This window comes from Mucilaginibacter sp. KACC 22773 (assembly GCF_028736215.1).
GTDB lineage: Bacteria > Bacteroidota > Bacteroidia > Sphingobacteriales > Sphingobacteriaceae > Mucilaginibacter.
This window is the reverse complement of sequence record NZ_CP117883.1, coordinates 2,320,989-2,343,593: the sequence shown is the minus strand read 5'-3', so window position 1 is coordinate 2,343,593 and position 22,605 is coordinate 2,320,989. Positions and strand designations below refer to the sequence as shown.

The following is a 22,605-nucleotide window of genomic DNA, read 5'->3' as shown; positions in this document are numbered from 1 at the left end:
AATTTTAAAAACTGCAGATGACTAGTTCTGCGGTTTAAATAATGGTAAAAGTCTCTCTTAAATTTCCAATTCGTCGCAACTTCTCAATAAATTGGTTAAAAAAACACCGCTCTCTGAAGCTTAAGCCCCGCACCTCTGCGAGGCTTTTTTTATGCCTTATGGATTTCTGCATTTATATCCTGCATTATCTCCCCTATTTAAAGGTCAGAACGGGAAAAGTCATTACCGAATTAAGCAATGGCAAAATTTGAGAAAATGGCATTTTATCGTGCCTCTTTTTAAGTTGCCCCAACAATGCCCCCCTTTAGGGATGGCGCTTACAAAATATTAAGCCATCCAGGTGCCTTTATTACAGTTTAGGCGCATCGTCGCGCATAAAATCGCAATCGATTGCGAAAAATAATTCAAAACCTACCTTTTTAGCGCTTCTATAGCTAAAATTAATCTATTATTTATTTTTTATTAATGATCGCCTCTTCTTTTGTGTTAGTAAAACAAACCAATTATAGCACCTGCCAGCACTCATAAAGGCCCAGGTGATTTATTAACCAACCAAATTAAGATCATGTATCATTACGCACCTAACCCGCCGTAAGTATGCCGCTGCACGCGCTATTTATTGCCCTAACGAGGTAACCAAAACCAAATAAACTTAACCATTAACAGAGAGACAATATGAAAAAACTTAGATACTTACTTATACTCCTCTTCCTTTTCCCGCTTGGTTTGTTAGCCCAGCAAACTTCTATCAGCGGAAAGGTCATTGATTTAACCGATGGGTCGGCGCTTCCGGGGGTAAGTGTAAAAATCAAAGGCACTACTGCAGGCGCCATAACCGATGTTGGCGGAAAATTCAGCCTTAACATTGCAAATACCGGTGTTATTTTACAGGTATCATATATAGGTTACCTTACCAAAGAAGTAGTTGTAAAAGATATAAAAGGTGGTATTATCGCTTTAACTGCAACTAACAAAACCCTTGATGAAGTGGTAGTTGTAGGCTACGGTGTTCAAAAAAGAGCAACCATAACCGGCTCTGTATCAACACTGCAAAGTAAGGAAATTACTACAACCAAAAACGAGAGTGTTATAAATATGCTTAGCGGTAAAATACCGGGCGTACGCATTGTTCAAACAACTGCCGAACCGGGATCTTTCGCCAATAACTTAAATATCAGGGGCTTTACAAGCGCTCCATTGGTTGTAATTGATGGTGTTATTGGCGGCGACCAATCAACAATAGGCCGGATGGACCCCAATGAAATTGAAAGTGTTTCTGTGCTAAAAGACGCTGCTGCATCTATATACGGTATAAGGGCCGCGGGCGGCGCCATTTTAATAACCACCAAAAAAGGCGGAAAAAACGGCAATATCAACATCAATTATTCTGTTAACAATGCTATCCAAACCTTTTTAGGTATGCCGCAGGGTGTAGGCGCTGTTGACTACATGATGCTGACCAATGAAAAAGTTAAACGCGATTTTGCCAATAATTTTGTATCCAACGTAACTCCGCAATATTCATATGCCGATATAAAACCATGGCTTGATGGCACTTACAAATCGGCCGACTGGATAGGCATGGTTTTCAGGAAAACAGCCAACCAAATACAGCATAATTTGAATATTGATGGCGGAAACGACAAAATAAGCTACTTTTTCAACTTTGGCTATCAACGGCAGGATGGCGTTTTTAAAACAGGGGATTTAAACTATAATAAGTATAATTTCCGCTCAAACGTTACGGCTAATATAACAAAAGGGCTAAAAGCGCAGGTATTAACATCGGCCTGGATGGATGAAAAAAACATGCCTTACACCGATGAATGGACTATTTATAAATACACCTGGAACCAAATACCTACACACCAGATATATGCTAATGATAATCCTTTATACCCCGCTGTAATTGATGATAACATGAACCCTTCTATCATAACCGATGCCGACAAAGTAGGTTCAAAAAGAAGCCGGAATAAAAGTATTACCAGCCAGCTAAACTTAACCTATGATATTCCAGGTATAAAGGGATTAAGTGCAAAGGCCTTATTTAATATTGATTATGGGGTTAATGATTACAATCAAATAAAAAAGACATTCTCTTTATATACTTACAAAGCAGCCGATGATACGTATATACCAAGTGTGGTTAATTCACCTTCGGGCATAACCCGCGCTTATTATACCCACTTGAATACCTTAAGCCAGGTAACGTTAAATTATGCCCATACCTTTTTTGATGACCACCACATCACAGCTATGGCTACCTATGAGCAAAGCCATGAAACTGCCGATAACTTTAATGCTTACCGGGATACCGAGATTCCGGTAGAATATTTGTTTGGCGGCCTTCAAAATTCCAATATGTACGGTGGTATGGATGCCAACGCTTTACAGGACCAGGCACACAGGAGTATTATAGGACGGTTCAATTATGATTTTAAAGGAAAGTATCTTGCCGAATTCAGCTTTCGCCGGGATGGCACCAGTTTGTATAAACCGGGCGCCGATCAATATGGTTTCTTCCCGGGCGCGTCAGTAGGCTGGGTTTTAACCAAAGAAAACTTTTTCCGCAAACTGATTTCAGAAAACATCCTTTCCAATTTAAAGCTCAGGGCTTCTTACGGCCGGGTTGGCGACGAGAAGGGCAATGCATTCAATTATGTTAACGGTTATACCTACCCGGTAAACAACTACATTTTTGGTGCAAGCGCTGTAAATGGGTCGGCGCCAAAACTTGGCAACCCTGGTTTAACATGGCCAATAAGTACTATAAAGAATATAGCCGTTGATTTTGGTTTGTTTGGTGGAAAAGTTGACGGAACTATTGAAGTTTTCAGAAACGACAGGACCGGATTACCCGCCACACCTTCGGTTGCATTACCCGGAACAGTGGGTGCCGCTGTGCCACAAATCAATTATGAAAGCGACCGGGTGCAGGGTTTAGATTTTAACTTATCGTACAGGAACACCTTTGGCCAGGTGGGTGTAAACCTTACCGGTAACATAGGCACAACACGCCTGAAGAAAATGAAAGTTCTGCGCAGTAATTCGGGTAACGAGTATTTAAACTGGAAAGAGAACCAAACAGACAGGTATCAGAATGTTTGGTGGGGGCCGGAGTATGCCGGGCAGTTTACCACCTACAAGCAAATTTATAATTATGGCGTAAACACAGGTGGTGGCAATAACAATACAATTCCCGGCGACTATTACTACAAAGACTGGAATGGTGACGGCGTTATTGATGATAAGGACAGCCACCCTATTGCAACTACCGATATCCCCCTATACAACTATGGTTTTACCGTAGGCTTAAGCTACAAAGGTTTTGATATGAACATGCTGTTGCAAGGCGCTGCCGGTGTTTACGTACAATACGGCGAACAATTTGCAGAGCCGCTGATGTATGGCAGAAGCGCTTTAACACGTTTCCTTGACAGCTGGCATACGGCAGATCCTTCGGCAAACGTTTTTGACCCCAACACACAATGGGTTCCAGGTTATTACCCTGCAATGGGTTCGCCTGCCGCACAGGGCACAAAAGCTATACAAAACGCCAGTTACCTGCGCATAAAAACATTGGAATTTGGTTATTCACTATCTCCTGCAATACTGAAAAGCATAGGCGTTAGAAAACTCAGGGTATATGCAAACAGCTACAACCTGCTAACATTTACCGGGTTAAAGAATTATGATCCCGAGCACCAGGGGCCCAATCCCAGAGATAACGGTGATTTCAGCAAAGCTTTCGCAGGCTACACCTACCCGATGAACCGGACTTTTAACCTGGGAGCAAACGTTTCCTTTTAAACTGCTGACCATCTCATGAGCGCTTTTAAAAAGCGAATTATTAACGAATAACTATTGACACATGAAAAGTATACATAAATTTATTATAGCAATATCTATCAGCGTAGGAGCTTCGCTAACTTCCTGCCAAAAGCTGAATATTGCGCCAACCAATATCTTTACCCCCGATATTATATATGACAGCGAGGCCGGTGTTAAGTCGTTTTTAGCAACCATATACCAGAATTTGCCTATTGAAGACTTTAAATACCGGCCCGACCAGGGATTTAAAACAGGGGGCAACGATTGGGAAAACTTTTACAATTCGGCCTCGGTTACAGGCGAAGAAGTTGGCCCTTTTGGAGGGATGGACATTGGCGGCGGCTTTGGTTACTGGCCATATGGCGATATCAGGAATGTAAATATCCTGATAGACGAACTGCCTAAACATGTGGCCAAGCTAAGCCAGCCAACTGTAAATGCCCTTTTGGGCGAAGCCCATTTTTTAAGGGCATACTATTATTTTGGCCTGGCCAAACGTTATGGCGGCATTCCTATTATAACCGTGCCACAGGATCCGGGCGCCCCGCTGTCAACACTCCAGGTACATCGTGATAAAGAACAGGCCGTATGGGATTTCATAGGGGCCGAACTTGATTTGGGTTACCAGATGATGCCCGAAACCAGTGATGCAGGCAGGGCCAACAGGTATGCCGCAGCCGCATTAAAATCAAGAGCAATGCTGTATGCGGCATGTGTTGCCAGGTACGGCTCGGTAAACTTTGTTGATGGGCCTGCGCGTACGCAAGGTCTGGTAGGCATCCCTGCAGATAAGGCAACCGCCTATTTCCAGGCGGCCTATGATGCCGCCAAATTGCTGGAAGGCCATTACTCCCTTTACAATGCAAATTCAGACAAGGTACAAAACTATGTTGATCTGTTCTTAAAAAGCACAAGCCCCGAAAATATTTTTATAAAACAGTATTCTATCGCTACCCACACTGCACATAGCTGGGATGCTACCATGTCGCCGCGCTACATGACAGCCAATGCGCTTTCGCGTTCATACCCAACGTTGGATTTTGTAAGGCTTTGGGGAGAGTTACCGGTAACTAACGGCGATGGTACGCCCAAGCGTTTTGATAACCGTGCCCAATTGATGCAGGGGCTTGAACCAAGATTGCTGGCCACCGTTTATTTCCCCGGGGCAACCTTAAGGGGGCTCATGTTTGATATGCAAAGGGGCATTTATCCGGCTTTTAGCGGCACAGCTGCCGCCGAGGTTGCAAAACCGGCCAATTCCCGCTCATACATACTTGCAGGCGACACAAAAACATTGTACCAGGGCAAACAGGTAATTGGCTTTACCGGCCCATGGACAGGTGGCGACGAACTAACACGTACAGGCTTTTATGTGCGCAAATATGTTGACTATAACAAACCCCAGTCGGCAGTTGACCTTAACAGGAGCGAACAGCCCTGGATTGACCTTCGTTATGGCGAGATTTTGTTAAACCGGGCAGAAGCAGCTATGGAATTGGGCAACACGGGCGATGCATTAACCTCGGTTAACCTGATCAGGAGCCGGGCCGGTGCAAGCCCTTACGCTTCTATCGATTTGAATAAAGTCCGTAACGAAAGGCGCATGGAACTTGCCTTTGAAAACCAATACTATTGGGATTTAAAAAGATGGCGAACCGCCGATGTGGTGCTTGACCGTGCGCATTTTAAAGGCTTGATGCCATATTACGTATTGAATGAAAATAAATTCATCTTCTTAGCAGAACCCGAGTTGTTTAACCGCGAATATTCTTTCCAGAAGCAATTTTATTATGAAGGAATTCCGGGAGGCGAAATCGGAAAGAACCCTAACCTGCTCCCTAACAATCCAAATTATTAAGAATTTAAAATTTAAGATATGAAAAAACTGATTAGCAGAATTTTGGTGGGCGTAACTATTCTGGCAAGTTCTGCGTGTACAAAAACAGACAATTACGATGGTCCAACCGCTTCATTCCAGGGCAATATAGTTTCCTCTGAAGGCGGTAATTTGCCCACGTCGGGCGGTAGCACTACAATAAAGCTTCAGCAAATTGGCTGGACCACCCCACAAACTATCCCAAGTAAGTTTGACGGTACATTTCAGGACACCAAACTTTTTAAAAGCGCATATAAGGTTGTACCTACCGGGGGCGCTTTTTGGCCGGTTTATGATACCCTGACGGTGAATATTGATAAAGGCACTAAACACGATTTTGTTGTTACTCCGTACATCGTCATTAAAAACTTTACCACCAGTTTAACCGGCACAACCTTAACCATAAAATTTGATATTACCGCACCCGTTATTGCAGGGTTGCCAACCATTAAGGATGTGCAGCCTTATGTAAATACAACAAGACTGGTAGGTACAGGAGCTTCTATCAGAGACTTCTCGGATTTAAATGCTGTGACCATCAATAAAGAATTTATTGACCTGACTGATGCCCAAAAATCTATCACCTTAACTGTGCCCAATCTCATTCCGGGCCGCACATTTTTTGTACGTGCCGGGGTACGTCTAAGCGATAGTTTCAACAGCTCAAATTTTTCGGAAATAGTGCAGATAGACGTTCCTAAATAATTTAACCTTAAACCAAAAAAGGAAATGAAATTCATTAAAACAACGATGGTATGCGCCATCCTCATGGCAGGCCTTATAATTGTGGGCTGCCAAAAAGAAAAATATGTTTCGCGGGATACTTCAGGCCTTAAACCGCCTCCCCCTGTTGATACAACAACACCTCCGGTTATCGATACATCTGTTGTAATTGACAATTGCGATAAAACCGATGGCTGGCAGGTAGCAGGCGGAGATCCTGTTTTAGCAACAACCGGCAAAAAGGAAGGTACAGGCTATATCCAGGCAACAATTAAAACGGGACAAGACTTTATGCAGTTTATTAAAACCCTGCCCGCCCCTGTTAACACAAAAGTAAGCTTAAGCACCGGCGAACTAAAACTCTGGTTTTATGTTCAGGATGTTTCTTTGCTTAAAGTAGATGGCCAGATACAATTTAGCAGCGCCGCCGATCCGGATAAAAAGCGAATTGGCTGGGGAATGGATAAAATTATCCCAACATTAACAAATGGCTGGAACCACTTAGAGTTGAAATTCACCGACGGATACGTATCCGGAGATGGCGGCCCGGATTTAACGGCGATGAACTTTATAAAGATATTCTTTTGGACCGCGGCCAAAGCAGCTACCGACCAAAATTTTGGTATCGATGATATCAGGGTTGCTGCGCTGCCGCCACCGCCACCGGTTGTATTTGACGCCTGCGACTCAAAAGACGGCTGGCAAACTGTAGGCGATGTAAATATTGCAACTACCGGCCAAAAAGAGGGTGCGGGTTATATCAAAAATACAATTGCCAACGGCGGCGATTTTATGCAGTATATTAAAGATGTGGCTGCACCAATTAATACAACCTTTACCGCGAGTACCGGCAGGTTCCAATTTTGGTGGTATGTATCTGATGTATCGCTGCTTAAAGCTGATGGCTCTATCGAGATCACAAGTTCAGGAAAGTCTGATTTTAATGAATCGGCCTGGGATGTAGCCCCCCTTATACCGTCGCTTAAAAACGGGTGGAACCTGGTAACGCTGGATTTTGATAAAGCCATTAAAACAGGTGATGGAGGAGCCGATTATACGGCCATCAATCACTTCCGTATCTTCTTTTTTACCAGCGGTAAAGATCATGCCGACCTGATTACCGGTATAGATGACCTGAAGTTTATATCAAAATAATTATCCCCTAACCATCCATTAATTTTTAAACATCAAAAGGTGGAGAGAGCGCTCTCTCTGCCTTTTAAAAAAGAAACACCATCCTGATGATAAAACATAATTTATTAAAAATATCGGCTGTATTGGCCATAAGTTTGGGTACATTATCTACTTCCCTGTGTATTGCCCAGGACAAACCTGCCGATACCGCATCTGTTGGAACCCCTTTTGTTACTGATATTTATACAGCCGACCCATCTGCCCATGTTTGGAAAGATGGCCGCCTTTACGTATATCCATCGCATGATGTAGCCCCGCCGCGCGGCTGCGATTTGATGGACAGGTACCACGTTTACTCAACCGACGACATGGTACATTGGAAAGATCATGGCGAGATACTAAACGCCAGTCAGGTTGAGTGGGGCCGCCCCGAAGGAGGCTTTATGTGGGCGCCCGATTGCGCCTACAAAAATGGCACTTACTATTTCTACTTCCCGCATCCAAGCGGCACCGCCTGGAACAGCACCTGGAAAATTGGCGTAGCTACCAGCAAAAGTCCGGCAAGTGGGTTTAAATCGCAGGGATATATTAAAGGGCTGGAATCGATGATTGATCCATGTGTATTTATTGACGACGATGGACAGGCATACTTTTATTATGGCGGTGGCGGCACCTGCAAAGGTGGCAAGCTAAAAAGCAATATGGTTGAAATTGATGGCGAAATGCAGAAAATGGAAGGCCTGGAAGATTTTCATGAAGCCAGCTGGGTACATAAACGCAATGGCATATACTACCTATCCTATTCAGACAATCATGATGTGAACGGCAAACACAACCAGATGCGTTATGCCACCAGCAACAGTCCATTAGGCCCCTGGGTTTCGAAAGGTGTTTATATGGACCCTACAGATAGTTATACTAACCATGGTTCCATTGTTCAGTTTAAGGGGCAGTGGTACGCGTTTTACCATAACAGTTCGCTCTCCCACCAGGATTGGTTACGGTCTATCTGTGTAGATAAGCTTTACTATAACGCTGATGGTACTATTAAAAAAGTAATACCAACCGGACCTATCAAAAAGTAAATAATATGAATAGGAAGATAGTTCATGCGATACTTTTAATTACCCTGGCGGTGGCAATAAGCAGTTGCTCAAAAAAAAGCAACACTACCAGCGAAACCGCAACAGTGGTTATTGAAGACCCAAAGGGCGATGGTTTTAAAAACCCTTTTATTACCGATATATACACTGCCGATCCTTCGGCACATGTTTGGGCTGATGGCCGGTTGTATATATACCCTTCTCATGACATCGATCCACCGCGTGGCTGCGATTTGATGGATAAATATCATGTATACTCCACCGATGATATGGTACACTGGCGGGATGAAGGACAGGTATTACAGGCAAGCGACGTTGATTGGGGCCGCCCCGAAGGCGGTTTCATGTGGGCGCCCGATTGTGCTTATAAAAACGGCACCTACTACCTGTACTTCCCGCACCCCAGCGGTACCGAATGGAATACCACCTGGAAAATAGGCGTAGCAACCAGCAAAAGCCCGGCAAAGGACTTTAAATCGCAGGGATACATCCATGGGCTCGAATCATTGATAGATCCCTGTGTGTTTGTTGACGATAATGGGCAGGCCTATTTATACTATGGCGGCGGCAACATCTGCAAGGGCGGCAAGCTGAAGGATAATATGATAGAGCTTGATGGCGAAATGAAAACCATGCAGGGCCTTACCGATTTTCATGAGGCAAGCTGGGTACATAAAAGAAACGGAATCTACTACCTGTCATACGCCGATAATTTTAACGAGGCCGGTAAATTCAATCGCATGCGCTATGCAACAAGCAATAACCCGCTTGGCCCCTGGACCTATAAAGGCGTATACCTTGACCCTACCGACAGTTTTACCGATCATGGTTCAATAGTTGAATTTAAAGGGCAATGGTATGCCTTTTACCATAACAGTTCGCTATCGCACAACGATTGGCTAAGGTCTATCTGCGTAAATAAGTTATACTACAATGCCGATGGCACCATCAGGAAAGTGATTCAGACGGATATTAACGGATTGAAAAAATAAAAGATATAAACAAATAAAACAAGGGACATGAGAAGAAGATCATTTAACGCGTTGCTACTAATAACGCTGATAGCGGCGAACACGAGCTGTTCAAAAAAAAGTACTAACACCCCAACCCCGCCGGTAACGCCAACCGATACCATCGACCGCACCCCCTCGCCGGTTGGCGATGTAGTTGGCAAGGTAGTAGTAGGTTACCAGGGCTGGTTTGCAGCGATAGGCGACGGATCGCCGATAGACAGGTACTGGCACTGGGCACAAACCTGGGAACAGCAGCCATCAACAACCAATAAAGCTATTTCGGCCTGGCCCGACGTACGCGACTATACCAGCACCTTCCCTACCAAATTTGCCAATTTAGGCAATGGGCAGCCGGCAACGGTATTCTCTTCATTTTCAGACCAAACTATCGATACCCAGTTTAAATGGATGAAAGACTATGGTATTGACGGTGCTGCGCTTCAACGTTTTAACCCAAGCGGACTGGAAGGCCCTGTACGCGATGCCATGGCAGCCAAAACCAAAATAGCAGCCGAAAAAAACGGTGTTAAGTTTTACATTATGTACGATGTAAGCGGCTGGACAAACATGCAAACCGAGCTAAAAACCGACTGGACCAATAAAATGTCGCAATATACTTCGTCGCCTGCCTATGCAAAGCAAAATGGCAAGCCGGTGGTATGTATCTGGGGATTTGGCTTTGCCGATAACAACCATGATTTTACCGCGGCAAACTGTCTTGAAGTGATTAAATGGTTTAAAAGCAAAGGTTGTTATGTTATTGGAGGTGTACCTACAAACTGGCTTACGCAAACCAGCGATTCGCGCCCCGACTTTTTAAATACATATAAGGCATTTGATATGCTTTCGCCCTGGATGGTCGGCAGAATTGGCAATGCCAACCAGTCTGACGGTTTTTTTGTAACTATCAATAAAGCCGACCAGGCCTATTGCAATGCCAACGGCATTGATTACCAGCCCTGTGTACTGCCCGGCGATCTATCCGGCCGGCAGCGCGCCCACGGCGACTTTATGTGGCGGCAGTTTTACAACATGACCCGGGTCGGCGCGCAGGGCATCTACATCTCGATGTTTGATGAATATAACGAAGGCAACCAGATAGCTAAAACTGCCGAAAGCCAGGCATTTATACCGGTAGGCTCCGGCTTTTTGGGACTTGATGAAGACGGCACCGCCTGCTCTGCAGATTACTACCTGAGGCTTACCGGCGACGGGGCTAAAATGTTCAAGAAAATAACTCCGCTTACGGCAACAAGGCCTACAAAGCCGGTGTTGTAATAAAAGTTATATCTATGCAAAAAGGCCGCTGGCACCAATGGTTCCAGCGGCCTTTTTTTGAAAACCATTAGGATAGTTTTACCGTCCTGAAAAAGCATACCCTAATTGAAGCAAAAAAATAAGTGTGCCCGTATCTCACCCCGGGCACACCGGTTACCAAACACCTGGTAACATCAACTAAACCCCGGTTATTTTTTTACCGGCGGTGGTACATTTTCCCGTAAAGGCAGCTGCCGCCTGAGCATTTTGGCAGCATAACCCGTAAGGTATAAATAATAATCATTGGGGATATCATCCTCATATTTAACAAACGTGCTGAGCCCGACAGGTGGGTTTTTGGATGCTTTGAGGATGGCGGTACCCTCATCAACCTCATCAAACATGGCAACGTACAGCATGTCGGCGCCGCTTTTAATAGCACCGTTAATTTGTTTCCAGTAAAAGCTTCCCCGGTTGCGCGGAATCTGGTTTTGAGGTGCCCGCGGGTTCATATTATGCCAGCTGAAGCCCGGGAAAATTGTAGGCACATAGTCCACCTTATTGGCTTTACACCAGGCAATATCATCCACTATCCGGGCCTGAAATTTGGGGTAAGCATCCTCGTTAAAACGGCCTACAAACCATGGGTGTACAATATCCACCTTATGCAACAGATTATGCAGGTGTTGGTCTTTCTCGGTATCGCTTCCAAAATCGCGCCAATAAGTTGGTACACCAAGCAGTACGGCACATCCGCCATAAACAGGGTCATTCTTTAAAAAATCGATGATTCGTTCGGCTTCAGCAAGGCCATATTTCCTGTTATCGTTAAAGCCTACACCCCAAACGGCTACCAGGGGCTTACCGTTATGGTATAGCCAGGTTTGCTTATTGCCGCGGTTGGTTAATTTCATGCTGTCAACCAAATGCTTCCAATCTTTTATTACCAGCGAATCGCCTCCGGCACCCATCCCCGAAAGATCGTACATTACCGAAATTGCCCTACGATACTTTTCCGAAAACTTAAGCGCGTTGCCCAAAACCACATCATTATGGTTACGCCCTCTGCCCCGCTGCACATCGGCAATAAAACGCTGCACAAACACACCGTCTACGCCATATTGCTGCATCCATTTAAAATGGGTTTCAACCGAAGAGGCATCGTATGAACTATAGAGGTACGCATTACTGCCATCGGCCAGTTTAAAGGGCGATTTATAGGTCTTTTTATATTCGCTCACATCGGGCCATATATCAATATTGGTAAAGCCAGGTTCAAATTTGCCATGCGATACATAATGATTCCACCACCGGCCGGCCCCATCTTCGGGGGCATTAAACCAACCCTGGTAGCCGGCCATTACCAACCCTTTATAACTTTTAAATGCGGATGTTTTGCCGTGTTTTTGGCTATAAGCAACAGTGCATAGCAGTAGCAGCAAGATGGTAAATGCTCGTTTTTTCATTAGGGTAGCGTCTGATATTTTTTACTGCTTTCATCCTGAGGAACGAAGAATCTATTTTATACCTTGCATGGTCCACTTTACAAAGTTCGCGAACAGATGCTTCGTACCTCAGCATGACAGGGCTTTAGGGGAATGTTTTTACTTATAACATCAAATACCCCAGTCTTTATTTGGTTTTGGCCCCATTTCCAGTTCGAGCGTGCCGCCGGAGATTAGTTGTTCATGAGTAAACCATGGCTTATTTAAAACTTCGCCGTTAAACCTTGCGCTTTGGATATATTTATTGATCACCGAGCAATTATTGGCTATCACTTTAAACTTCTTTCCGTTTGGTAAACTGATAGTAACCTTACTAAACACAGGGCTACCAATAGTATATACAGGCTTGCCGGGTGTAATTGGATAAAAGCCCATAGATGAGAACACCACAAAGGCCGACATTCCGCCACCATCCTCGTCGCCTGGGATACCGAAAATGTTATCCTTATACCATACATCAAGCAGGAAACGGATCCGTTTCTGTGTTTTCCAGGGGGCACCTACGTAATTATATAGATATGGTATATGGAAACTTGGCTCGTTGCCCATTGAATACTGGCCAACCAAACCAGTAGCATCCGGAAATTTAGCCCAGAACTGGTACTTACTGCGATCAAGGCTTTCGCGAAATGTTCGATCCAGCTTCGCCTCAAAATTAGCTTTGCCACCCATTAAACCGATCAATCCGGGTATATCATGTTGTACCTGCCAAAGGTAAGTCCAGCCGTTATTTTCATCATAAAAATCACGGCCACCCAGGCCACCATCAAATTTAGGGTCGATATTTATCCAGTTGCCGTCCTTATCCTTTGGAATAAACATCTTTTTATCGCCGTTCCATAGGTTTTTATAGTTAGATGCCCGCTTTGCAAATATCGATTGATCGTTTGTCTTCTTCAGCTCCGTAGCCAACTCACCAACCGCCCAATCGTCATAGCTGCCACCCAATGTAACCGCAACAGCTTGTCTTTTCTCGAATGAATGCACAAGGCTTACTGTTTCTTTTTCGCCTTTTTGCAGGGCGGGGAAATAACCTTTGTTAAAATAGAAATCATCCAGCTCGCATTTGGGGCCGTTCTCCCAGGGCAGCATGGTGGCCTGGGTTGCATTTTTCAGTATACCTTCATATGCTTTTTCCACATCAAATCCACGGATCCCTTTGCGATAATCGTCCAGGAACATCACTGTAGAGTGGAAACCATTCATACAGGGGTTATCGCCAAATAAAACCGGGAAGGTAGGCATCCAGCCACTTTGCTGGTACATATTCACATAGGAGTTCAGCATATCCGATTCCATGGCAGGGTTCAGGATCGACCTGAGCGGGTGTAGTGCCAAATAAGTATCCCATACCCAATCATCTACATAAAAAGGCCGGTTGCTGTCGTGCACTTTTTTATCGTAGCCGCTGTAATAATGCCCATCCTCATTAATATCAACCATGCGCTCATTACTGCGGTACAGGGCAGTATAAAACGACCGGCGCTGGGCTACTGCCCCCCCTTCAACCTGTACCTGGTTCACTACTTTTGCCCACGCATTTTTAGCAGCTGCCATTAAAGTCGCAAAGTCAACCCCGGTAAATTCATCTTTAAAATTCTGCCTTGCCTGCTGTGCGCTTACGTAAGATATAGCGTATTTAAATTCAATATTATCCGGAGCATCACCTGAAAATGTAATAAATGACCGGGCATCCTTACCTTCTATTGATGTTTGTTTGGTTAAAACACCATCCTTAATTACCCCGGCCGTTCCTTTTGCACTAAACTGCCCATAAACATATACTTTAATATCATCATGATAGGTTTCTGTGCCGGTTACCTCATTGTTGCCGGCAAAATTCCAGCTGGATGGCCCTTCGTTATATACGTTAAAAAGGATGCTTTTAGCTGCAGTTTTAGCAGGAAAGGAGAACCTGTATATACCTGCTTTTTTTCCTGGGGTAAACAGCACGGTAATCTCCTTATCAATAAGGTAAGTTGAATAATACCACGGCCGCGTTATTTCCAGATCATGATCATAAGGCATTTGCTCGTTCCATGAGTCGGCGGTGAGCGGTTTATCATCGGGCTTTATGGCAAAAACCTCGCCCAGCCTGTGCGAAACCATATTGAGCGGAAAACTTGATATCTGGTCGTCAATATAATCGGCCCGTTTAGGGTACATCCTAATCATTTGGTTGGGCAGGTGCATGGTAGGCCGGGTGGGCTCCAAAAGTTGGCCCACATTGCCAATGCGTGGGTCAATGTATTCTAAATTACCATCGGCGCTTTGCGCATAACTTGTACCAGGGTGTGTAATGCTCAATAACGCAAATACCGGAACCGACTTTAACAATCGGGAAAAATGATTAACCATCTCAGAAAATTTATATTTGGTTTACAGTGTCAAAATTGCCCATAAAACTTAATGAACTATTAATAATTGATTAATGGGGCAAGAAAATAGCTTTTGTAACAGATTTATTCCAAAATCGAATTGAAATCGCGGTCAAAAGCTTCGCCATAAATCACTTTGTACTCTTTATTAAAACTCTCAAAAGTGTTTTTTGCCAGCGAGTGTTTGCCAATGTGCGCAAGAGCTTTACATTTCAATATCATGGCTTCCTCGTTTACAGGGTCGAAGTAGAAAATATCATTGGCCAGTTTGATTAAAAACTCGGGGTCGTCGGCAATTTCAATACTGTTTGCAAATTGTATGTAGGAATCGATGATCTCGTTGGATACTTCGGATTTAAAAGCATCAAGCCATTCATATTCAATGTTCGATAAAAAATTACCTCTTTGGGTGATATGAGTAAGCTGGATTATTCTTTGCTTGTTCAACCTGGTTTTGTTGCACACGATATTCAGGTAATTGTGATAATCAACCAATATATTGGTATAATCAATCTCTATCTTCCAATAACCGGTATCCTTTGATAAATGGCAATGCCCCATTTTATCCAGCAGCGATTTAAGTTTTGCAATATTTACCGAACGGTTGTTACGGGCGCTTTTTTCCGATTTATCAAACCAAAGGATTTCGTTCAATTTTTCCGAGCTCACCCCCCTATCCAATTTAACCGAGTACAGCAATATAACCAGGAACAACTCTTTTAATAAAGGCGTGAAATATTTGGTTATCTCGTTCCCATCAGGCGTAAAAAGCTGAAGGTCGCCAAATAAAAATATGGCATTACTGTTACCGGTACGCGTATGATCATCTTCTTCTACTAATTCCGGTTCGGTGTGGCGAGCAACTACCGGTAAATCGTTAACTATTTTAGACTGTACCGGGATGATTCCTTTTTTACGCCGACGGACAATGACAGTAGCCAAAGTTAACACTAAACCAGCAGCGCATACGCCGCCTATCCATAAGAAATAATTGACGTGGCTGATCTCAACCACTTTATCTGCCAACGGCTCGGGTGGGCTTAACAGAGAATATATCTTGATTCTTGTCCGATCGTTTTCCCTGAAAAGCGTTATAGCCAAAAACTTACCGCTGTGTGGAAAATAACCCAAATCGGCATAAGAGTGAATATCATGAAAAAGAAAAGGGATAGTATCACCTACCAAATGATAGCTTGCCTTATCCAACGATCCCTGGATAAGCTGAATGCTTGAATTAAATTTGTGCTGGGGAAAAATGAGTCCATAGTACGACCTGCTTTTTTCGTTGATGACCAAAGAGTTTGCAAATACAAAATCTTCACCTTTAACATCGATAGTAAACAGCTTTTTAAAGGATTTGTCCTTAACCGAAAACCGCATCATATCGTACAAATTGCGCGGGTTCACTATCTGCTGCCCCGAAGCACTGCCGTACCCGCCTATTACATAAGCGGTATCGCCGGTTTTATTGACGCCCAGGCCCGCCAGGTAACGGGGGGTAAAGGTATCGCCTTTCACTGTTACTTTTTGCCAGCTATTGGTAACTACGTTGTAACATTTCACGCTATCCTTATATATCAGCTGGCCGTAGCCGCCAATGGTATAAATGCAACTATCCTTTTTATTGTAAAACTTATTCAGATGCCCATTATTGGTTGCAAGGCTTTTGAAACCTTTGTTCCACCGTCCGGTTTTAAAATCATAGGTAGCAACGGCCATCTGATCGATATACAAATAATATAGTTTGTCATTACCAAACAGCGCCTGATCGCCGGGCACCAGCAATTGCCTGCCCGAATTGTAAGCCGTACTTTTTAACTGCGGCGTTTTATTCACCGAAAATGTAACTAATGAATCTTGCGAGATTATGTTAACAACTTCATTAGCTCCGTCAAAAGCAACGCTGGCATCGCCAGGCACCGTAAACTCTTTTTCTATTTGCCAATTACGATGGCGGGCTTTTATCCATAAGGGGTTTGTTATTGTTCCGTTGTTTTGGTTCACGCTTTCATTGGCAACACAACCCTCCCATTCGTTAAGTGGCCAGTTGGCCAACAGCGTACCGCTTTGTGTTACATTAACATCCCTTAATTTTAACGGCGGAAGATCGGTTGTTTGATATTGGCGGTAAGCATTGGCACCAAAAAGTAGTTTGTAATTTCGACTTTGCTTCAGGTGAACACCCGACTCAGAAAATGATTCCCGCCCGGAGAATATAATGATCCTATCATTCTTATAATCAATCAGTAAGCGCAATTTGTTCCAACGCTCAAACAGCATCTTATCGTCAATATTAAACGAGATTTTTGAAAGCCGGTCGCCGATGATGATCTTAAAATGCCGGGTGTTGGCCTGGTTATCATAAACTAAATCGATGTTTTGTTTATTATCGTCAACAATCCTCAATATATAACCAAAATATATTTCATGATTGGGCATGAAAGACAAGTCGAATGAAATTTCCAGGTTTTCTTTTGGGGAGACATTACTCAGGCTTAAATCTAAAGTAGTACGCTTATCCTGCACCACTTCGTGGCTATAAAACCCAAGCCCATACGATTGCGCATTAACTGGCAATACAAATAGGATATTTAATAGAATAACCGTTATAGTTCCCGATAAAAAAAATCTCATGTTGGTAAGTACACATTAAGCATTAAAACTTATGTACCCGGCGTATAGTTTATAATTCAGGTTATAAAAACATGCAGTATTATTAGGTTACATGTGATGTACCGGCTAAATTACAATAAAAACCATACAGATTCAAGGAATATAACTTTATATAAGGCTATAATGTCATTGAAATTTGAGCCAGATAACTGGCATAAATTTAACAAATAACAATACTAATTTAACATCTATTTTTCGACATTAGGCGTGGAATTTGCCCGGATATAAGGATAATGTTTAAAACCGGGCTTATATATTTGCAGCTATGCAGGTTACTTTAATTGTAGCTTACCTGTGTGGTTAGGCATAAAACTAAAATTAGGCTTACAATAAATTTTTTCCTTTTTTTATTCTTGTTTAGTCAGATCAGTTACATCGGCCATTCGGCTTTCAGGGCTAACTTTCAAGTTAATCAGCTTTCCATTTTCAACCCTCCCCTCTACAGTTGTGTTATATGGTGCATTTAGTTTAAAATCGGCATCCCAGCCGGCAGGCCAGGCAGGTAAAAGCATTATCTTTTTGCCGTTAACCAGCATTAACATTTGCTGCAATCCGTTTTCGCCGTTACCTCCGTTATCTTCATCAGGCGTATAATCATTACCCTTATCCCAAAATGCCGGAAACTTAAGGGTTGGGTCTTTACGTGTAAGGGCAAAACTCACATATCCTTTGGCCACATCGGCCTGGCCTAACATGGCTGCCTGTATAGGATCTTGCACCCAGCAACCTTTTGAGCGCTGTTTGCGTGCATTAAACGTATTTACAGCTACATCCAGATCCGGCTTTCCTAAGCCATAAATACGAAACGGGTATATTGCATATAATTCTGGATTTTCACTGTTAAATGATTTTGCCGTTTGAGGCCCCGTGTAAGGCAGCAATACCTTTTTGTTGTTATTATTTGATATTGGCAGTGGCGGCAGCTCGTCATAGAGTTTTTCCCATTGCGAAAGAGTCTTTTCATCTACCATACCGCCAGGTAATTTTATCATACGGCTAAGTACAGCTTGCAGGCCGGCAATATCAGGTGCCGGATTGTGCACCTTCCAAAACATTTCTATTGCGTTATCCGGATCAAGCAACAATTTCCCCGTACTATCGCGGCCAAAATGCTGATCAAAAAATTGTAGCCCGGCAGTGGCAACTGGTAATAAGGTTTTCTTAACAAATGCGGTATCACCTGTATATTCATAGTAATCAAGCATCATCATGCTTAATTCCAATATGGGCGTAAAGTAATGATTGGTATAATTGGCTTTAACATCAGGTCCCATAAAATCCAAGCCGCCCCAAAAAGGTGCGGTTTCTGCAAAATAAGCCCCACCATGATGGTAATATTGCTGAACCTGCGCGGCATTAGCCGGCAAAATACTGGCGTACATCCTGAACAAAGGCTGCATCATATCAAAATCGCCGGCCATAAGCCTTGGCCAGTACATGGCCCTGGTGTTTTGAAACCAATACTGGCCGCCCCAGGCACGAAAATCGGCATTCTCATTTTTAGCCGGATTATCTGCCACGAAAATAGATCCATTAAATTTTATGGGATAAGCCCCCCTACCCGCGCATGCGGTAACAAAGCGTTGCAAAACATAACCCTGGGTAACATTACTTGCCTGTTCATCGCCATGTACAAATACCCAGCTACGCTGCCAAAATTGCTGCCACCATTGCTGATGGGTTAGTCGTGTTTGTTCAAGTTTTAGCTTTTCAATCTGGTTTACTTTCCTTTCGAGACCAGACAGCCACCGGTCTCCACTGGCCGAAACCGATGTTAGGGGATAGATAGAGATTAGTTGTGATTTAACCTTTTTACCCGACTGTAAGGTTAGGTTATCCATATTCTCCAACCCTTTACCTTTAATAATTGCCCCAAAGGTAAGGTTGGCCAAATGAGGGTCAGCAGTTGATGAGTTATGATGATACCAGGCTATGCGTTTCCTTTGATTATTTAAGATGGTATCCGTTAAACCCGCGCGCCAGCTTTCAAGTTTTACCTTTATAGTTGCAGGTTTAACACTTTGAGTTTCTACCCTTATTACCGGGTTATTGGCATCAACCCAAACCCGCAAGGTTACAAGAGATGTGCCGTCGCCTTCCTGTATCAGGATTTCGCCTGTTTTTAATTTAAGCACCTGTTTAAAAACCGGACTATTAGCTAATGGATCAGGGCTTATAGAAACCCTGATGGCCCCCAGCTTCATCAGCACGCCCCCCTGTTTCATCCACTCATCTTTTTGGGTATCCGGTTCGCCTCCCCATGCATCCGTTTTACTGATGTAGAAAACCAGGTCGCCGTTTTTCTCAACCCAAACGTTAAGTCCAATATCCCCATTTCCCAAAGGCATCGATTGTGCCGAACCCGGGCCCGGGGAATTCCAGCTCACGTTATATTTATCAAGCAAAGTATCAACCGCAGCTCCTGGTTTGGCAAAAACAGGAGAAACTATTATCAAAAACAAGATTGTGATAATCAATAAGGTGTTCTTTTTCATTTTTTATTTGGCAGATGATCAATTGAGGAAACAATTTAGCTTGCATAACCAGCTTTGCGCAGGATGTATACAATTACCGGAATTATTTAGGTTAAAAATAAACACCGATACTCTCCAATTTTCTCCTAACACGGAAAGAGCTCATTAAATGTAAATACAAATAAAGCTGTATAACTTAATAAATTATTAAAAAAGCATTAACAATAAAGGTTACCGTTAGCCGGTTGCTTAAATATTGTATGCCATACGGATCGCATCTATTTGGCTGTCTTATAGTTTCCATTTTCTCCGATGATCGTTGATATCCACAAGAAAATTAATGTTCAATTTTCGAACCCCTTCATAGTTTTTTATTGCAGTAGGAAATAATTACAAACCTAAAAGAGGTTAACAGCAAAAACGTATTTAAGGTTATATTTTATTGTATAAAGGGATAAACAAGCGTACCTACATTATTCAAAACGGAGAAACTGCACATATCCAAATATAGTTTGCTTGTGTGGATAATACGATTCCACCAACCACCTATTCCGGAAAGTAAAAGATCAACAATTATAAAGCGAAAAATGCTGGTCAGTTGAAAAACAGATAGGCTACCATTAAAATGACCGGCTATTAATAAGCCGGCCATTTCAAAAAGTTTAATCCCGATCTGGTTGATTATTGATTTACCCGAAACGATTCATAAGTCTGGGCAGCGGTGCGATTACAGGTCATGGCCTGCGTACCGTTTTCGCTCGAAACAAATTTGGCGTTGTTTCCTCTTAGCGAAAATGTGCCATTCCCATTGTTTACCCAATCAAATTGTTCCCATGCCCCAATCGACGTTCGGTTGCAATTTATTGCCTGGGTACCATTTTCAGAAGATACATATTTACCCTGGCTCATCAGGGCTACCTTACCTCCCCCGGCATCAACAATGGTAAACTGCTCCCAGCCCTGGGCGGTAGCACGGTTGCAATTCATCGCCTGGGTACCGTTTTCGCTGCTTACATAAAGGTTATTATTTCCCTTAATGGTAATTGTTTGCCCTATTGGCGCAGGAACACTGCCCAATACAACCGGTAGCGTAGGGCGCGTGGATGTAAGCCCAATCTGGCCTTTCAGCATCCTGCCACCATCGCCTGTAAGGCGCAAATAATAATCTGCAGAACAGGCTGTACCATCTTCATCCAACGAGAAAAAGCCCAAACCAGCGGGTGTGTAGGCCGACGTCTCGGTAGTTTTGGCAATCTGGTTACCCTCATTATATTCATCAAACATGGAAATATAAATACCCTGGGCGCCCAGTCTTACCATGTTATAAAATTGCCTCCACATAAAATCACCGTGTACTCTTTGGTGTTTTTGCAAATCTCCCGGCAAAACACATGGCTGGTAATCAATACCGTTAGCGTTACAATAAGCCTGGTCCCCAACATTATGGTCGGTGTAGAAACCATCGGCTTCCGAGGTATTTGAAATCTTCCCAATCATCCAGGGCGAGATCATGTTCAGTGCATTATAAGTTGCTAAAAAGTCGGGCCTTACCTCGGTGCTATTTGTATCGCGCCAGTGAGCAGGTACGCCGCCAATTATATAACAACCCTGGGCTTTAAACCAGTTAATAACATCAAGACATACGGCTGCCGACCAGGGGTGATTATTATCATTAAAACCGAAACCCCATATACACACAACGGGCTTGCCATTTTGTTTAGCGTAAGCCGATGATGAGGTATAGGCGGCCATTTTGTTGGTCCAATCTGTTTTAATTTCAGATTGCATGTTTGTCCACCCGCCCACATCATACATAATGTAAAATTTACGGCCATAGGTCTCGGCTGCCGTTTTAACTTTAGCAGTAATAGCATCGCGGATTGGCCCTTCCTGTCCGTTGGGGTTAAATCGTTGTAAGGCCGCTCCATCAATATTGTTTTGTTGCATCCATAAAAAATGGGTATTTACTGTTTGATCATTAAACGATGAGAACAATTTGGCGGGCTGGCCATTGCCCAGGTTGCCAAAGTTGGATGCCGTGTAGGTGCTGGTATATTCACGAACATCGGGCCAGGATATAATACTGGCATTAGTTGGCGTGGGGACACCAAAAGGGTCGCCCGAGGCATAATGCCACCAGGTATTAAGGGGCGAGCCGTCGCCGGGCGCTGCGAACCAGCCCTGGTAGCCTACGATTACTTTGCCAACAACATCGCCGACGGAAGAAGCCGTAGTTTTGAGCTTGGGTATCTTCCCATCCGAAGTTGTAGAAGGGGGACTAAGTTTGTTCTTGGAACAACTGATGATGACAGCCGTGCAAGCCGCCATCAAGATAAGATTGGTCTTTTTGAAATTCATAAATAATTGGTGTTAAAAATTTAATAATTGGTTAAACGACGGACTTGCGTACCAGCTATGGGGGTACAAAGAGTTTCCTTTTCATAGATGCAGATTAATTTGTTTAGTAGATTTGTGAAATTTTCACATGGATAATTGATTGCTTATAAAGTAAAGCGGAGGTAATTAATAAAAGCTTAATTATTGCTTAACGTGCAAATTCGAAAAGCACGACTGGTAACCCGGCGAAATTTAGAGCATCGGGATATGCTCCGCAACTAAGAAGACCTTATTTTGG

Annotated in this window: 13 protein-coding genes; 7 read left to right on the top strand and 6 right to left on the bottom strand. The window is 43.5% G+C overall.

What is annotated here, in order from left to right; translation table 11 throughout:
- Positions 1 to 675 precede the first annotated feature (675 nt).
- The 7 genes from PQ469_RS10010 to PQ469_RS09980 all read left to right on the top strand — a co-directional run bounded on the left by PQ469_RS10010 (position 676) and on the right by PQ469_RS09980 (position 10,961).
- The gene (locus tag PQ469_RS10010) at positions 676 to 3,813 is read left to right on the top strand and encodes a SusC/RagA family TonB-linked outer membrane protein (RefSeq protein WP_274212836.1); all 3,138 of its coding nucleotides are present in this window, start codon (positions 676 to 678) and stop codon (positions 3,811 to 3,813) included.
- Positions 3,814 to 3,874: 61 nt separating this feature from the next.
- The gene (locus PQ469_RS10005; protein ID WP_274212835.1) at positions 3,875 to 5,692 is read left to right on the top strand and encodes a RagB/SusD family nutrient uptake outer membrane protein; all 1,818 of its coding nucleotides are present in this window, start codon (positions 3,875 to 3,877) and stop codon (positions 5,690 to 5,692) included.
- An 18-nt stretch (positions 5,693 to 5,710) separates the two neighbouring features.
- Entirely contained in the window at positions 5,711 to 6,415 is a 705-nt protein-coding gene (locus PQ469_RS10000) for a DUF3823 domain-containing protein (protein WP_274212834.1), read from the top strand.
- Between the two features lie 24 nt (positions 6,416 to 6,439).
- Positions 6,440 to 7,588: a hypothetical protein gene (locus PQ469_RS09995; RefSeq protein WP_274212833.1), complete on the top strand. Its 1,149-nt coding sequence runs from the start codon at positions 6,440 to 6,442 to the stop codon at positions 7,586 to 7,588.
- A gap of 86 nt (positions 7,589 to 7,674) precedes the next feature.
- On the top strand, positions 7,675 to 8,652 hold the full coding sequence (locus tag PQ469_RS09990; protein ID WP_274212832.1) for a family 43 glycosylhydrolase: 978 nt from the start codon (positions 7,675 to 7,677) through the stop codon (positions 8,650 to 8,652).
- Between the two features lie 5 nt (positions 8,653 to 8,657).
- Positions 8,658 to 9,662 (top strand): family 43 glycosylhydrolase, encoded by a 1,005-nt coding sequence (locus tag PQ469_RS09985; RefSeq protein ID WP_274212831.1) that lies wholly within the window; start codon positions 8,658 to 8,660, stop codon positions 9,660 to 9,662.
- 27 nt (positions 9,663 to 9,689) lie between these two features.
- The gene (locus PQ469_RS09980) at positions 9,690 to 10,961 is read left to right on the top strand and encodes a glycoside hydrolase family 99 protein (RefSeq protein WP_274212830.1); all 1,272 of its coding nucleotides are present in this window, start codon (positions 9,690 to 9,692) and stop codon (positions 10,959 to 10,961) included.
- A 188-nt stretch (positions 10,962 to 11,149) separates the two neighbouring features.
- Here PQ469_RS09980 and PQ469_RS09975 read toward each other — a convergent pair whose 3' ends face one another.
- From PQ469_RS09975 to PQ469_RS09950, 6 genes are all read right to left on the bottom strand, one after another.
- Positions 11,150 to 12,406: a glycoside hydrolase family 99 protein gene (locus tag PQ469_RS09975; protein ID WP_274212829.1), complete on the bottom strand. Its 1,257-nt coding sequence runs from the start codon at positions 12,404 to 12,406 to the stop codon at positions 11,150 to 11,152.
- 150 nt (positions 12,407 to 12,556) lie between these two features.
- Entirely contained in the window at positions 12,557 to 14,803 is a 2,247-nt protein-coding gene (locus PQ469_RS09970) for a GH92 family glycosyl hydrolase (RefSeq protein ID WP_274212828.1), read from the bottom strand.
- A gap of 104 nt (positions 14,804 to 14,907) precedes the next feature.
- The gene (locus PQ469_RS09965) at positions 14,908 to 17,457 is read right to left on the bottom strand and encodes a Kelch repeat-containing protein (protein WP_274212827.1); all 2,550 of its coding nucleotides are present in this window, start codon (positions 17,455 to 17,457) and stop codon (positions 14,908 to 14,910) included.
- A gap of 386 nt (positions 17,458 to 17,843) precedes the next feature.
- Positions 17,844 to 19,991, bottom strand: coding sequence for a DUF5703 domain-containing protein (locus PQ469_RS09960; RefSeq protein ID WP_274212826.1), 2,148 nt, complete (start codon positions 19,989 to 19,991; stop codon positions 17,844 to 17,846).
- 418 nt (positions 19,992 to 20,409) lie between these two features.
- Positions 20,410 to 20,622, bottom strand: coding sequence for a hypothetical protein (locus PQ469_RS09955; protein WP_274212825.1), 213 nt, complete (start codon positions 20,620 to 20,622; stop codon positions 20,410 to 20,412).
- 29 nt (positions 20,623 to 20,651) lie between these two features.
- A complete protein-coding gene (locus tag PQ469_RS09950) occupies positions 20,652 to 22,328 on the bottom strand; it encodes a hypothetical protein (RefSeq protein ID WP_274212824.1) in 1,677 nt (558 codons plus the stop codon).
- Positions 22,329 to 22,605: the final 277 nt, after the last annotated feature.

Excerpts from the sequence above, each read along its gene's own strand:
- PQ469_RS09995 (WP_274212833.1), top strand. The coding sequence starts at position 6,440 with ATGAAATTCATTAAAACAACGATGGTATGCGCCATCCTCATGGCAGGC.
- PQ469_RS09975 (WP_274212829.1), bottom strand. The coding sequence starts at position 12,406 with ATGAAAAAACGAGCATTTACCATCTTGCTGCTACTGCTATGCACTGTT.
- PQ469_RS09970 (WP_274212828.1), bottom strand. The coding sequence starts at position 14,803 with ATGGTTAATCATTTTTCCCGATTGTTAAAGTCGGTTCCGGTATTTGCG.
- PQ469_RS09965 (WP_274212827.1), bottom strand. The coding sequence starts at position 17,457 with ATGAGATTTTTTTTATCGGGAACTATAACGGTTATTCTATTAAATATC.
- PQ469_RS09960 (WP_274212826.1), bottom strand. The coding sequence starts at position 19,991 with ATGAAAAAGAACACCTTATTGATTATCACAATCTTGTTTTTGATAATA.
- PQ469_RS10010 (WP_274212836.1), top strand. The coding sequence starts at position 676 with ATGAAAAAACTTAGATACTTACTTATACTCCTCTTCCTTTTCCCGCTT.
- PQ469_RS10005 (WP_274212835.1), top strand. The coding sequence starts at position 3,875 with ATGAAAAGTATACATAAATTTATTATAGCAATATCTATCAGCGTAGGA.
- PQ469_RS09990 (WP_274212832.1), top strand. The coding sequence starts at position 7,675 with ATGATAAAACATAATTTATTAAAAATATCGGCTGTATTGGCCATAAGT.
- PQ469_RS09950 (WP_274212824.1), bottom strand. The coding sequence starts at position 22,328 with ATGAATTTCAAAAAGACCAATCTTATCTTGATGGCGGCTTGCACGGCT.
- PQ469_RS09955 (WP_274212825.1), bottom strand. The coding sequence starts at position 20,622 with ATGGCCGGCTTATTAATAGCCGGTCATTTTAATGGTAGCCTATCTGTT.
- PQ469_RS10000 (WP_274212834.1), top strand. The coding sequence starts at position 5,711 with ATGAAAAAACTGATTAGCAGAATTTTGGTGGGCGTAACTATTCTGGCA.
- PQ469_RS09980 (WP_274212830.1), top strand. The coding sequence starts at position 9,690 with ATGAGAAGAAGATCATTTAACGCGTTGCTACTAATAACGCTGATAGCG.
- PQ469_RS09985 (WP_274212831.1), top strand. The coding sequence starts at position 8,658 with ATGAATAGGAAGATAGTTCATGCGATACTTTTAATTACCCTGGCGGTG.